Below are 13,752 nucleotides of genomic sequence, written 5' to 3' on the forward strand. Positions count from 1 at the left end.
CGCGAGCGGGTCGGGGTAGTCCCCTACGGGCAGGTTGGGGGTTTCACAGGAACCCTCGGCCTGCCTCTTCCGTTTACCGTGGGAGAGCCGGCACAGGACCTGGGAGGAGCATCATGGAAGCCGTGATCACAGTCGTGGCTCTGCTCTTCGTGCTCTTCTTCGTGGTGGCGGGGTATGCCACCGTGAAGGTCGTCGGCGCCGCGAAGCGCGGCGTGGACCGCACGATCACCCAGGCCCGCCGCACGGTGGAGGACACCACGCTGCGTGCGAGGACGCTCGCACAGCCGGGCGCGGTGGGCGAGCTGGCCCAGCTCCGGCTGGACCTGCGCACCTCGATGCGGGCCACCCAGGACGCGCTGCACGCGGCCGTGGCAGAGGACGCCTCGCTGAAGGAGTCCCTCGGCCTCTTCGAGCGGCTCAGCGTCCACGGCCGTGAGCTGGACGACGAGCTCAAGCGGCTGGAGAGCGAGCCGGACAGGGCACGCCTCGCGGAGCGGCTGCCCGCGCTGCGGGAGCGTACGGAACGGATCACCAAGTCGGCGGACGCGCTGCGCTGGGCGGCGCGTGACCGTGCGCGCCGCTTCGCGGACGACGATCTGGAGTCGCTGAGTGCCCAGATCGACGTGGAGGCGGGGGCCCTGCGGCACTGGACGACGGAGCCGGAACAGCGGCGGAATGCGGGGCCGTCGACGGGGCCGGCGTCGCGTAGCGCCGCCTCGTGGCCGACGGCCGCGGAGCCCGAAGGGGCCGCCGCCGAACAGACCTGGCCGGGCTCTTCGGCAGCGGCGGACCAGGAGCCGGCCCGGCCCGCGATCACACGGCCGGGCCCGTGGGTCACCTACTCGTGGCAGAAGAAGGGGCGCCGCGAGAACACGACTTGATACGGGCGGACGGCTCGGGGGAGCGTCGATGACTCATACGGTGGCGTGCCGGTGGGCGAACCCGTGTGCCGCCGTGGCTTGTTCCGCGTGTGCCGTCGCGGCGATCGGGCAGAAGGCCTGAGGCCGGTCCCGTAGCGCGCCGGTGAGTGATCCGGCAGAAGGCCGGTGGGGCCGGGCTGCCGCCCGGGCGTCCCGGCAGGTAATCTCCAGCTCATGTCCCGTCATATCGCCATCGTCACGGATTCCACGGCCTATCTGCCGCAGCGGACGATGGAGTGCCACGGGATCACGTCTGTGCCCGTGACAGTGGTCCTCGGCGACCAGGCGCTCGACGAGGGCACCGAAATCTCCTCACGTGCTCTGGTCCAGGCGCTGCAGAAGCGGCGGCCCGTGACCACTTCCCGGCCCAGCCCGGAGGCCTTCGCCGAGACTTACCGCAGGGTCGCCGAGTCGGGTGCCACCGGCATCGTCTCGCTGCATCTGTCCTCCGAGCTCTCGGGGACGTACGACGCCGCCGTGCTCGCCGCGGGACGAGCGGCCGTGCCCGTGCGCGTCGTGGACACCGGCATGGTCGCCATGGCCCTCGGTTTCTGCGCCCTGTCGGCGGCAGAGGCCGCGGAGGCCGGCTGCACGGTCGACGAGGCGGTCGCGGCCGCCGAGAAGCGCGCCAAGGGCACGTACGCGTACTTCTACGTCGACACGCTCGACTACCTGCGCCGCGGCGGACGGATCGGTGCCGCGCAGGCGCTTCTCGGGTCGGCTCTCGCGGTGAAGCCGCTGCTGAAGCTCGACGGCGGCCGTATCGAGCTCCTGGAGAAGGTGCGGACCGCGTCCAAGGCGATCGCCCGGCTCGAGGAGGTCGTGGCCGAGCGCGCCGGAACGGGCCGCGTCGACATCGCCGTCCACCATCTCGCGGCGCCGGAACGGGCATCGGCACTCGCGGAGAGGCTGCGGCAGCGAGTGTCCGGGGTGGCCGACCTGCATGTGAGCGAGGTGGGTGCGGTGATCGGGGCCCATACGGGGCCCGGGCTGCTGGGAGTTGTCGTCTCGCCTCGGTGAGCGTGGGCGTGGCGACCGGGCTCGCGTGGGCGCCGGGCCCTAACGGGTGACGGAGTTATCCACAACTCCCCGGTAATCCACGGAGATCGAGCAAGATCAGCGGGTTTCTCTCGCGAGGCATAGCTTCGCGGCCATGGGACTTCGATCACCTTCCGGTCACAGGACCACTGTCGTGACGAGCGGGCCGGGGCGCGGCCCCGCTTCCGATGTCCGGGCACGCCGGCGTCGCAGCCGCCACAGCCGACGCCACGGTCACGGCGACGCTGTCGGCAACGGCAACGGCAACGGCAACGGCAACGGCTACGGGCATGGGCGGGCACGCGTCCGCCGCCGTCGAGCCTCGGCTGAGGCGTTGCGATTGCGGGCGGAGGCGCTGTTCGCGCAGACGGAACAGGCAGGACGGCGAGGGCGGGGGGATCCGGAGCACGGCCCGCCGCCCGATGCCCTGGCTGGCGAAGGTTCTGTTTCCGCTGGTCCTGCGCCTGCCAGTGCGCCTGCTGCCGAGCTTGGCGGCGCGCCGGAAGATCCGGGCACAGCGGAGGATCCCGCCGACTCCAGGGGCTCTGCGGAGCGCGCGGAGCCGCCGCGGCGGGGGCGGGCAGCGCTCGCCGTACGGGAACGGCTCCCGCTGTGGCTTCAGACGAGATGCGGTCTCGAGCGACGCAGCGTGACGGCTCTCACGGTGGTCCTCGTCGCCGCGGCGGTCTTCGCGGTGCAGCACTTCTGGACCGGGCGGACGCAGCCGGTGCGCGCGCCCGACGTGGTGCGCGCCGAGGCCCCGGCCGCCGCGGAGGAAGCGACGCCGGACGCCTCCACCGGGGCCGGCGCAGGGGCGGTGGGAGGAGCCGTTTTGGACGGAGGCGGTGCAGCGATCGTCGTCGACGTCAGCGGGAAGGTGCGAGACCCCGGAATCCACAAGCTGCCAGTCGGCTCCAGGGTTGCGGACGCGCTGCGGGCGGCGGGCGGAGTCCGCCCCGGCACGGACATCGGCGGACTCAACCGGGCGCGTCTCCTCGTGGACGGCGAGCAGGTCGTCGTCGGCGATCCCCCGGGCGCCGCGGGAGGAGGGCCTGCCGTGCCAGGTGCGGCAGGGGGCGGCTCCGGCGCGGCCGCCGCCGGGCCCGTCAGCCTCAACACGGCCACGGTGGAACAGCTGGACACACTGCCGGGCGTCGGTCCCGTACTGGCACAGCACATCATCGACTACCGCACACAACACGGCGGTTTCCGTGCGGTCGACGAGCTCCGCGAGGTCAACGGCATCGGTGACCGGCGCTTCGCCGACCTGCAGAATCTCGTACGGCCATGAGGCGGCGGACAGTTCACACACGCGGCACACGAGGGCCTGCGTCCTCGAGCCGGGCGACGGCGTCCGTCCCCTCGGCGGACACGGAACCCCCGCAGCTCCCTCGCCAGGCTGTGCACGCCGAGTCCGGGAACCGGCTCGGTGTGGCGCACCCGCGTCAGGAAGGGCCTTCAGACCTCCGCCTCGTGCCGTCCGCGCTCGCGGCGTGGGCGGCGGCGGCCCTCGCCCTCGATGCGCCTCCCGGCTGGGTGGCACTCGCGGTGGGGCTCTGCGTCGCGGCAGCCGGAATCCTCTTGCTGCCGGGGGTGGTGGGCAGAGCGAGGAGGCACGCGTGTCCCGCCGGATCCCCGCACGTGTGGGGACGCGTCTCGGTGGCCGCGGTCCTTCTCTGTACGGCCGCATCCACCGCCTCGGCGGCCCTCCACGGGGCCGACGTGCGCCGCGGTCCGGTCCCTGCGCTGGCGGAGCGGTACGCCGAGGTGACAGCGGAGGTGGAAGTCAGCTCGGACCCCCGCCTCACCAGACCACGCGTCACGGGGGACCACCTGGCACCGGTCAGCGTGGTCATCGACGCCCAGGTGCTCCGCGTCCTGGCGGCGGACGGCACGGAGACATCGACCCGCACACCGGTCCTTCTGATCGCCGACGCCGTCCCGCCCGCCTCAGCGGATTCCGGCAGACCCCGTTCCTCGGGTCCGCCCACGGCACGGGATCGCGGCACCAGCTCGCCCTGGCTTGCTCTGCTGCCCTCGACACGGCTGCGTGTGCAGGCGCGGCTCGCGCCGCCGCAGGCAGACAGCGGACGGATCGCGGCCGTGCTGCGGGTGAGCGGAGACGAGGTCCCCCACGTCGTGGGAGCACCGTCCGGGTCCCAGCGGTTCGCCGGAGAACTGCGCCGCGGACTGCGCGAGGCCACGGACGGCCTGCCGCCGGACGCGCGGGCGCTGCTGCCGGGGCTCGTGGTGGGGGACACTTCCCGTGTACCGGCCGACCTGCAGGATGCCTTCGAGGCTACCGACCTCACGCATCTGCTCGCCGTGAGCGGCGCCAATTTCACGATCCTGCTGGCCCTGCTCATCGGACCGCCCGGGAGGGCCCACAGAGCGGAGCGGGGCGGTCTCGCCCCGCGCCTGGGCATTCCGCTGCGGGCCACCGCGCTGCTCGGCGGGACCCTGGCCCTGGGCTTCGTCATCGTGTGCCGACCGGACCCCAGTGTGTTGCGGGCGGCGGCCTGCGGAGGTATCGCACTGCTGGCGATCGGCACCGGCCGTCGGCGTTCCCTGATCCCCGCGCTGGCCGCGGCGGCGCTGCTGCTCGTGCTGTACGACCCTTGGCTGTCGCGCAGTTACGGCTTCCTGCTCTCCGTGCTGGCCACCGGCGCCCTGCTCACCGTCGCCCCACGGTGGAGTGCGGCACTCAGGAACCGCGGTGTGCCGCCGCGTCCGGCCGAGGCCCTGGCCGCGGCGGCTGCCGCCCAGGCGCTGTGTGCCCCCGTCGTGGCGGTACTGGCTGCGCGGGTGAGTCTCGTGGCGGTGCCCTGCAATCTGCTGGCGGAACTCGCGGTGGCCCCGGCCACGGTGCTGGGATTCGCCGCGCTGGCGGCGGCACCTGTGGTGATGCCCCTCGCCAAGGCGTTTGCCTGGTGCGCAGGTTGGCCCGCCGAGTGGATCGCGAAGATCGCCCGCACTGGGGCGGCACTGCCGGGCAACGGAGTGGACTGGCCCGGCGGCTGGAGCGGCGGATTGCTGCTCGCCCTCGCCACGGCCGTGGTCGTGCTGGTGGGCCGGCGGATGCTGAGGCACCCCTGGTGGAGCGCGGTCTGTGCGCTGCTGCTCCTGCTCGTGGTGGTGCAACCGCCGTCGCTGACCCGGGTGATCACCGGATGGCCGCCACCCGGCTGGCGGCTGGTGATGTGCGACGTGGGCCAGGGAGACGCCGTCGTGCTCTCCGCGGGCCACGGCAGCGGAGTGGTCGTCGATGCCGGGCCCGACCCGGCGCTGGCCGACCGTTGCCTGCACTCGCTCGGGATCACCCGCATTCCGCTCGTCGTGCTGACGCACTTCCATGCCGACCATGTGGCGGGGCTGCCCGGGGTGCTGCGGGGGCGTTCGGTCGGGGCGATCGAGACGACCGGGTTCCAGGAGCCGCCCGACCAGGTCGAGTTCGTTCGCAGACAGGCAGCCGTCCGGCACATTCCGGTGACCCGGGCGGTGGCGGGGGAGCGGCGCCGCACGGGCTCCCTCGACTGGCAGGTGCTGTGGCCTCCCGCAAGCTCTCGGCCTCGCCCGAGCGGGGTCGTGCCGCCATCGCGCCCGGCGCCCGTGCCGGAGGGCCCGAACGACGCCAGTGTCACGCTGCTCGTTCGCACCGCAGGGCTGACCATGCTGCTTCTCGGCGACCTCGAACCGCCTGCACAGCGGGCGCTGCTGCGGAGCCCCGCGGGTGCACGGCTGCCGCGCGTGGACGTGCTGAAGGTGGCCCATCACGGTTCGGCGTACCAGGATCCGGTCCTTCTGCGTCGCGCGGCCCCCCGTCTGGCCCTGATCTCGTGCGGTGAGGACAACCCGTATGGGCACCCTTCGCCCAGCACCGTCGCGGCGCTGCGGAGCGGGGGTGCCACGGTGCTCCGTACGGACAGGGACGGGGCGTTGGCAGTGATGGGAGCGGCGGACGAGGGACTGATGTGGGCGGCCGCCGAAGCACGGCCGACGACCGGCCGTGAGGCCCGCGCACCGCCGGAGCGAGGGCGGGCCGAGGAGTCTGAGGCTCGCGCCGTCGTGGCCGGGGCTACGGCACGTCCCGGGTGCTACCCGTGGAAACCTCATCTCACCTGAAGAAACGCCAACTGCGGTGATGAATGAGGATTACTCGTGCCAGCTCGCATTACTTCCGCTGCATTACCGTTATGTGAGCGCGAGTTGCCTCGAATGCCGCATCGGTGGTCGAATGCATCCTCGGTAAAGGTGAGGCGCCTCGCACAGGGGGATGTTGGGCATGTTCGGCCGTAGGCGAGGAAATCACACAAATCGGGTTCTGCGCTCGGGCCCTTTCTCCGCGGTGCCGGTCCCGCCTTCGGCCGGGGTGGTCAGCTGCCGGATACTCGACCCGGTGAGCGAGCCGGTGCGGAACGCCGAGTTCGCCATCAGCGACGAGATGGGGCGCACGGTGGTCAGCGGAATCACTGACCCGTTCGGCTCCTTCGTCGCGACCGTACCGGCAGGCGACTACCGCCTGGCGGTCTCGGCGGAGGGCTTCACTCCGTACCACACGAACGCATCGGTCGGTGAGAGCGCGCATGCCTCGCTCGGCGATGTCATGCTGCAGATCGCCCAGCTTCCGGCGCTGCCGCAGCCCGGGGACTGGGAAATCGAGCCGACGCATTCCTCGATCGCCTTCACCGCGCGGCACATCGGACTGGCCCGTATCCACGGCCGGTTCAACACGTTCGCGGGCGTCATACGCATAGCCGAGCGCATCGAGCACTCCGCCATGCATGTGGTCATCGATGCCGACTCGATCGACACCAACGTCAAGATGCGCGACGACCACCTGCGGTCCGCCGACTTCCTCGACGTGGACCGTTTTCCGGTGCTCGAGTTCTACAGCGACCGGTTCGTGCACAGGGGCGGCAGCCGGTGGGCGATCACCGGCGCGCTCTCGTTGCACGGCGTGACCCGCACGATCACGCTCGACACCGAGTATCTCGGTGTCGGTACCGGCATGGAGGGCGAGACACGGGCCGCCTGCCGTGCCACCACCGAGCTGCACCGCGATGACTTCACGGTCAGCTGGCAGACGATGCTCGCGCGCGGAATCGCGGTGGTCGGACCCAGTATCAAGATCGACTTGGACGTGCAGGTCGTCCCCAAGGTCTGAGGCTGGGGCCCGGCGGATCGAGGCTCTCGGGGGTACCGGAAAATATGCACGTGAGCGATGTGAGACATGTGCTGGTGCTGCCCGACCGGGATGCCGCGGAGGAGGCGGCCGAGGCGCTCGGCGAGCGGTTCGGCCTGGACGAGGAGCCGCAGCTCGTCAGGGATGCGCTGGCCGGTGAGGACGACGCCGAGGACGCGCAGTGGCTCGTGGTCGTGGAAGACCCCGAGGACCGGATCGACCCCTTGGCGCTGGATGAGTTCGCGGGCGAGTGGGACGGGTGGCGGGAGGAGCCGTGATCTTCCGGTCGTGATCTTCCGGCCGCGGCCTTTCTGGTCACGGCCTTCCGGTCGTGAGGGGCTTCGCTGTCACGAGCTCGTCGGCGGGCGGGCTGTCGGTGTATGCCGCAGAGCGTTGTCAGTGGGGCGTGGGATGCTTGAGCGCGATGGCAAGGAAGACTGAAACCGCCGGTCAGGCAGATCCGCTCGCGCCCGTCACGCTTGCCGTGGGGCAGGAGGACCTGCTGCTCGACCGCGCCGTGCAGCAGGTCGTGGCTGCAGCCCGTGCCGCCGACGCCGACACGGACGTGCGTGACCTCACCCCCGACCAGCTCGGGCCCGGCACGCTCGCCGAGCTGACGAGCCCCTCGCTCTTCGCCGAGCGCAAGGTCGTGGTCGTGCGCAATGCGCAGGATCTGTCGGCCGACACCGTCAAGGACGTGAAGGCGTATCTGGCTGCTCCGGTCGAGGAGATCACGCTGGTGCTGCTGCACGCCGGCGGCGCCAAGGGCAAGGGGCTGCTCGACGCTGCTCGCAAGGCCGGTGCGCGGGAGGTCGCCTGTCCCAAGATGACCAAGCCGGCGGACCGGCTGTCGTTCGTGCGGAGTGAGTTCCGGACGCTGGGGCGTTCGGCGACACCCGAGGCGTGCCAGGCGCTCGTCGACGCGATAGGCAGTGATCTGCGGGAGCTGGCATCCGCTGTTTCTCAGCTGGTCGCGGACGTCGAGGGCACGATCGATGAGGCCGTGGTCGGCCGCTACTACACGGGCCGCGCGGAGGCCTCCAGCTTCACGGTGGCCGACCGGGCGGTGGAGGGGCGGGCGGCCGAGGCGCTCGAGGCGCTGCGCTGGTCGCTGTCCACCGGGGTCGCGCCCGTGATGATCACGAGTGCGCTGGCGCAGGGCGTGCGGGCCATCGGAAAGCTGTCGTCCGCGCGTGGTGGCCGCCCGGCGGATCTCGCGCGAGAGCTGGGCATGCCGCCGTGGAAGATCGACCGGGTGCGGCAGCAGATGCGGGGGTGGACGCCGGAGGGGGTTGCGGTGGCACTTCGGGCGGTGGCGGAGGCGGATGCCGGCGTCAAGGGAGGCGGTGACGATCCCGAGTACGCCCTCGAGAAGGCCGTCGTCACGATCGCTCGGGCCGCTCGGGCCCGGCGGGGGTAGGGGCTGCGCACCGTTTGGGGACGGCCCCCGGGGACGACCCCTTGGGGGACCACCCTTGAGTACGGCCCCAGGTGCTGTGGCTTGTGGGCGCCTGCGCTTGTCGCACTGCTGACGCAGCTGCGCCGTGACGCGCCTGTCCATCTAGGTGCGCCTGCCGAAGCGTCTGCGGGGCGTCGGTGGCTGGGGCGCCTTCTGCCGGTGGGTGGGTCGGGGCCGCGCCGGGGTGTACTCCCCCAGTGCCTTGAGGGCCTGGGAGGTGCCCCCAGGTCTGGCGCCGAGCCGATGTTGTTGGAGTCGCGACGGCCACCGGACACGCCGAAGACCCCGGCCGCCGCCCGGGGGAGGGGCGGTGGACGGGGCCTTCGGGTCAAGCAGGTGTGGCGCCGCACCCGCGTGGCGAACGCAGGCCGCGTGCGGTGCCGGGTGCCGGTCGGGAGCGGATGAGAGAGGGCCCGCTCGGGGTCCTTCCGGCAGTCAAGTCAGGGGATGGGTCGCGAGGACCCAGCCGACTCAGCCCTTGAGGGAAGCGACCTTGGAAGCCAGCGCCGACTTCTTGTTGGCGGCCTGGTTCTTGTGGATGACGCCCTTCGAGACAGCCTTGTCGAGCTGGCGCGCGGCAGCGCGCTGGTACTCGGTGGCCTTCTCGACGTCACCCGCGGCAGCGGCCTCGCGGGCCTTGCGGACCGCGGTCTTCAGAGAGGACTTGACGGCCTTGTTGCGCAGCCGGGCCTTCTCGTTGGTCTTGATCCGCTTGATCTGGGACTTGATGTTCGCCACGAATGAGCCTTTTCAGGTTCAGGCACGGGCCGTGCAGGTCCCGTACCGGTGATTTCATTCCTAATCTTTCTTTGTGCCTCGTGCTGAGAGGGCATGAGGCACAGCTGCCCAGGCTACCAGCGGACCGGGGAACGGCCCAAACCAGTCGCACCCCCCGGCCCGTGGGACCATGGAACCTGCGTATTGATCCGACTTGATCCGACCCGAGGCGACAGGCGCCTCAAGAGACAGGACCCTGCGTGCCCGCGATCACTGACCATGTGCCCGAGCCGAGCCGTACCGACCCGGCTCTGATCCGCAATTTCTGCATCATCGCGCACATCGACCACGGCAAGTCCACGCTCGCCGACCGGATGCTCCAGCTGACCGGTGTGGTCGAGCAGCGGCAGATGCGCGCTCAGTACCTCGACCGTATGGACATCGAGCGCGAGCGCGGTATCACGATCAAGTCCCAGGCGGTGCGGCTGCCCTGGGCGCCCACCACGGGCGACAGCCAGGGCCGGACGCACATCCTCAACATGATCGACACCCCTGGGCACGTCGACTTCACGTATGAGGTGTCCCGGTCCCTCGCGGCCTGTGAGGGCACGATCCTGCTGGTCGACGCGGCCCAGGGCATCGAGGCGCAGACTCTCGCCAACCTGTATCTGGCGATGGAGAACGACCTCTCGATCATCCCGGTCCTCAACAAGATCGACCTGCCGGCCGCGCAGCCGGAGAAGTTCTCCGAGGAGCTCGCCAACCTGGTCGGCTGCGAGCCCGAGGACGTACTGAAGGTCTCCGCCAAGACCGGCATGGGCGTGGAGGCGCTGCTGGACAAGGTCGTCGCCGAGATCCCGGCCCCGGTCGGTGTCGCCGACGCCCCCGCCCGCGCGATGATCTTCGACTCGGTCTACGACTCCTACCGCGGCGTCGTGACGTACGTACGAGTCGTCGACGGCCAGCTCAACAAGCGTGAGCGGATCCGGATGATGTCGACGGGCGCGACCCATGAGCTCCTCGAGATCGGGACGAACTCGCCCGAGATGCTGCCGGCCGACGGCCTCGGTGTCGGCGAGGTGGGCTATCTGATCACCGGTGTGAAGGACGTCCGCCAGTCCAAGGTGGGTGACACCATCACCCAGCAGTCCAAGGGAGCCACCGAGGCGCTCGGCGGCTACAAGGACCCCAAGCCGATGGTGTTCTCCGGCCTCTATCCGCTGGACGGCTCGGACTACCCCGAGCTGCGCGACGCCCTCGACAAGCTGCAGCTCAACGACGCGGCACTGGTGTACGAACCGGAGACCTCCGCCGCGCTCGGCTTCGGTTTCCGCGTCGGCTTCCTGGGCCTGCTCCACCTGGACGTGATCCGCGAGCGTCTGGAGCGCGAGTTCGGGCTCGACCTGATCGCCACCGCGCCCAACGTGGTCTACCGCGTCGTCATGGAGGACGGCAGCGAGCACGTCGTCACCAACCCGAGCGAGTTCCCCGAGGGCAAGATCGGTGAGGTGTACGAGCCGGTTGTCCGGGCGACGATCCTCGCGCCGTCCGAGTTCATCGGCTCGATCATGGAGCTCTGCCAGAACCGGCGCGGCGTGATGCTCGGCATGGACTACCTCTCCGAGGACCGCGTCGAGATCCGCTACACCCTGCCGCTCGCCGAGATCGTCTTCGACTTCTTCGACCAGCTGAAGTCCAAGACCCGCGGCTACGCGTCCCTCGACTACGAGCCCACCGGTGAGCAGACCTCGCAGCTCGTCAAGGTCGACATCCTGCTGCACGGCGACAAGGTCGACGCGTTCTCCGCGATCACGCACCGGGACCAGGCGTACGCGTACGGAGTGCGGCTCGTCGCCAAGCTCAAGGAGCTCATCCCGCGGCAGGCGTTCGAGGTGCCGGTCCAGGCCGCCATCGGCTCCCGTGTCATCGCCCGCGAGACCATCCGCGCCATCCGCAAGGACGTCCTCGCCAAGTGCTACGGCGGTGACATCTCCCGTAAGCGGAAGCTGCTGGAGAAGCAGAAGGAAGGCAAGAAGCGGATGAAGATGGTCGGCTCCGTGGAGGTCCCGCAGGACGCCTTCATCGCGGTGCTGTCCAGCGACGACAGCGGCCAGGCCAAGGGCAAGAAGTAGCCCGGGAACCAGAACGGGGCGGGGGTACCTCGGAGGTACCTCCCAGGCCCTTGAGGCACTCGGGGAGGGTCCGGCGCGCCATCGCGGCGCGTTCGGGCCCTTCCGTATATGTGGCGTATGCGGCCTGTGTCATGAGCGAGTCGTTGCGTGGCTCCCGTATCTCGCGCTCCGCCCCCGCGGAGCACGCCCTCTCTCCGTGAGGCATGCCACGTCTCTGTAGGAAGTGACAGGCCGTGGCCTCTTACGTGCGGGGCCTCTCCGCTCTACCCTGATCACTGCTCGATGGTTACTCGTGAGTTAAACAACACCAGCCGCACTAGTCAGTCGCACGCACTGTGAGTCAGTGGAAGGCACTGCCGCGGGCCCGGAGGATGTCGTGAGCGACACACAGACCCTGATCGAGAACCGACCGCCGTCCGTGGCGACTCTCTTCGTGGAGCGCGTGGCGGCTACACCGGACGCCGAGGCCTACCGCTATCCCGTGCCGTCGTCCTCCGGTGAGGGGCCGGACGAGTGGAAGTCGCTGAGCTGGGCCGAGGCGGCCGACCGGGTCTACGCCATCGCGGCCGGACTGATCGAGCTGGGCGTGCAGCCCGAGGAGCGGGTGGCCCTCGCCTCCTCGACCCGGGTCGAGTGGATCCTCTCCGACCTCGGCATTCTCTGTGCGGGCGCGGCGACGACGACCGTCTATCCGCAGACGAACGCCGAGGAGTCCGCGTTCATCCTGTCCGACTCGGACAGCCGGGTGCTGATCGCCGAGGACGCGGCGCAGCTCGCCAAGGCGCGCGAGAAGCGTGCCGAGCTGCCGAACCTCGCGCATGTCGTGGTGATCGACCCGAAGGGTGTCGAGCCGTCCGAGGACGACCCTGAGGGCTGGGTCCTCACGCTCGCCGAGCTGGAGGTGCGCGGCGCCGCGTACCTGGAGAAGAACCCGGATCTGATCAAGAAGAAGGTGTCGGCGATCACCGCCGACCAGCTCGCGACGCTGATCTACACCTCGGGTACCACCGGCCGCCCCAAGGGCGTGCGGCTGCCGCAGGACAACTGGTCGTACATGGCGAAGGCCATCGCCGCGACCGGCCTGGTCACGGCCGACGACGTGCAGTACCTCTGGCTGCCGCTCGCGCACGTCTTCGGCAAGGTGCTGACCAGCGGCCAGATCGAGGTCGGGCACGTCACCGCCGTCGACGGCCGGGTCGACAAGATCATCGAGAATCTGCCGGTCGTGCAGCCGACGTACATGGCCGCGGTGCCGCGCATCTTCGAGAAGGTCTACAACGGCGTCGCCGCCAAGGCCCGTGCGGGCGGCCCGGCCAAGTACAAGATCTTCCAGTGGGCGGCCGAGGTCGCACGCGAGTACGCCAAGGCCACCCAGGACAACTTCCGCCGCACGGGTACCGCGTCGGCGCCCTTCGGTCTCTCCGCCAAGCACAAGGTCGCCGACGCGCTCGTCTACGCCAAGCTGCGCGAGGCCTTCGGCGGCCGGCTGCGCGCGTGCGTCTCGGGTTCCGCGGCGCTCGCCCCGGAGATCGGTTTCTTCTTCGCGGGTGCCGGCATCCACATCCTCGAGGGTTACGGCCTGACGGAGTCGTCCGCCGCGTCCTTCGTCAACCCCGGCGAGGCGTACCGCACGGGCACCGTCGGCAAGCCGCTGCCCGGCTGCGAGGTGCGCATCGCGGACGACGGCGAGATCCTGCTGCGCGGCCCGGGCATCATGGAGGGCTACCACGGGCTGCCCGAGAAGACCGCCGAGGTCCTGGAGCCGGACGGCTGGTTCCACACCGGCGACATCGGCGAGCTCTCCCCCGACGGCTATCTGCGGATCACCGACCGCAAGAAGGACCTGATCAAGACGTCGGGCGGCAAGTACATCGCGCCCGCCGAGGTCGAAGGCCAGTTCAAGGCCGTCTGCCCGTATGTCTCGAACATCCTGGTGCACGGCGCCGACCGGAACTTCTGCACCGCGCTGATCGCCCTCGACGAGCCGTCGATCCTCGACTGGGCGAAGGAGAACGGCCTGGCCGGGAAGTCGTACGCCGAGGTGGTCGCCGCGCCGGAGACGGTGGAGCTCATCGACGGCTATGTCAGGGAGCTGAACGAGGGTCTGCAGCGCTGGCAGACGATCAAGAAGTTCAAGCTGCTGCCGCGTGATCTGGACGTGGAGCACGGGGAGCTGACGCCGAGCCTGAAGTTGAAGCGGCCGGTTGTCGAGCGGGAGTACAAGCACCTCATCGATGAGATGTATGCGGGGGCGCGGGAGGCGTGATCGTGCGGCGGGGCGGGGCCGGGGCGCCTGATCGGCGT

10 protein-coding genes are annotated in these 13,752 nt (G+C 70.4%); 9 read left to right on the forward strand and 1 reads right to left on the reverse strand.

What is annotated here, in order from left to right:
* Nucleotides 1-113 precede the first annotated feature (113 nt).
* The 7 genes from ACWD4J_RS25150 (at nt 114) to holA (ending at nt 8,560) form a co-directional block, all read left to right on the forward strand.
* Nucleotides 114-881 carry a hypothetical protein gene (locus ACWD4J_RS25150; RefSeq protein WP_451397685.1) on the forward strand — a complete coding sequence of 256 codons (768 nt, stop codon included), beginning with the start codon at nt 114-116 and terminating at the stop codon, nt 879-881.
* 213 nt (nt 882-1,094) lie between these two features.
* Complete coding sequence (locus tag ACWD4J_RS25155; RefSeq protein ID WP_451397686.1) at nt 1,095-1,940, forward strand: DegV family protein; 846 nt, start codon at nt 1,095-1,097, stop codon at nt 1,938-1,940.
* Nucleotides 1,941-2,073: 133 nt separating this feature from the next.
* Nucleotides 2,074-3,249, forward strand: coding sequence for a helix-hairpin-helix domain-containing protein (locus ACWD4J_RS25160; protein ID WP_451397687.1), 1,176 nt, complete (start codon nt 2,074-2,076; stop codon nt 3,247-3,249).
* Nucleotides 3,250-3,359: 110 nt separating this feature from the next.
* Nucleotides 3,360-6,080 (forward strand): ComEC/Rec2 family competence protein, encoded by a 2,721-nt coding sequence (locus ACWD4J_RS25165; RefSeq protein ID WP_451397688.1) that lies wholly within the window; start codon nt 3,360-3,362, stop codon nt 6,078-6,080.
* Nucleotides 6,081-6,240: 160 nt separating this feature from the next.
* Complete coding sequence (locus ACWD4J_RS25170; RefSeq protein ID WP_451397689.1) at nt 6,241-7,122, forward strand: YceI family protein; 882 nt, start codon at nt 6,241-6,243, stop codon at nt 7,120-7,122.
* Nucleotides 7,123-7,172: 50 nt separating this feature from the next.
* Nucleotides 7,173-7,418, forward strand: coding sequence for a hypothetical protein (locus ACWD4J_RS25175; RefSeq protein WP_451397690.1), 246 nt, complete (start codon nt 7,173-7,175; stop codon nt 7,416-7,418).
* Nucleotides 7,419-7,564: 146 nt separating this feature from the next.
* Nucleotides 7,565-8,560 carry a DNA polymerase III subunit delta gene (gene holA / locus ACWD4J_RS25180; protein ID WP_451397691.1) on the forward strand — a complete coding sequence of 332 codons (996 nt, stop codon included), beginning with the start codon at nt 7,565-7,567 and terminating at the stop codon, nt 8,558-8,560.
* Between the two features lie 510 nt (nt 8,561-9,070).
* On the opposite strand, the gene rpsT is transcribed toward holA, so the two are convergent.
* The gene (rpsT, locus tag ACWD4J_RS25185) at nt 9,071-9,337 is read right to left on the reverse strand and encodes a 30S ribosomal protein S20 (protein WP_030051093.1); all 267 of its coding nucleotides are present in this window, start codon (nt 9,335-9,337) and stop codon (nt 9,071-9,073) included.
* Nucleotides 9,338-9,576: 239 nt separating this feature from the next.
* Between rpsT and lepA the strand changes: the two genes are divergently transcribed.
* Together lepA and ACWD4J_RS25195 are read left to right on the forward strand one after the other, a co-directional pair.
* The gene (gene lepA, locus ACWD4J_RS25190) at nt 9,577-11,448 is read left to right on the forward strand and encodes a translation elongation factor 4 (protein WP_451397692.1); all 1,872 of its coding nucleotides are present in this window, start codon (nt 9,577-9,579) and stop codon (nt 11,446-11,448) included.
* Nucleotides 11,449-11,824: 376 nt separating this feature from the next.
* Nucleotides 11,825-13,714, forward strand: coding sequence for an AMP-dependent synthetase/ligase (locus tag ACWD4J_RS25195; RefSeq protein WP_451397693.1), 1,890 nt, complete (start codon nt 11,825-11,827; stop codon nt 13,712-13,714).
* The last annotated feature ends 38 nt before the right edge of the window (nt 13,715-13,752 follow it).

The organism is Streptomyces sp. NPDC002577 (assembly GCF_053594815.1).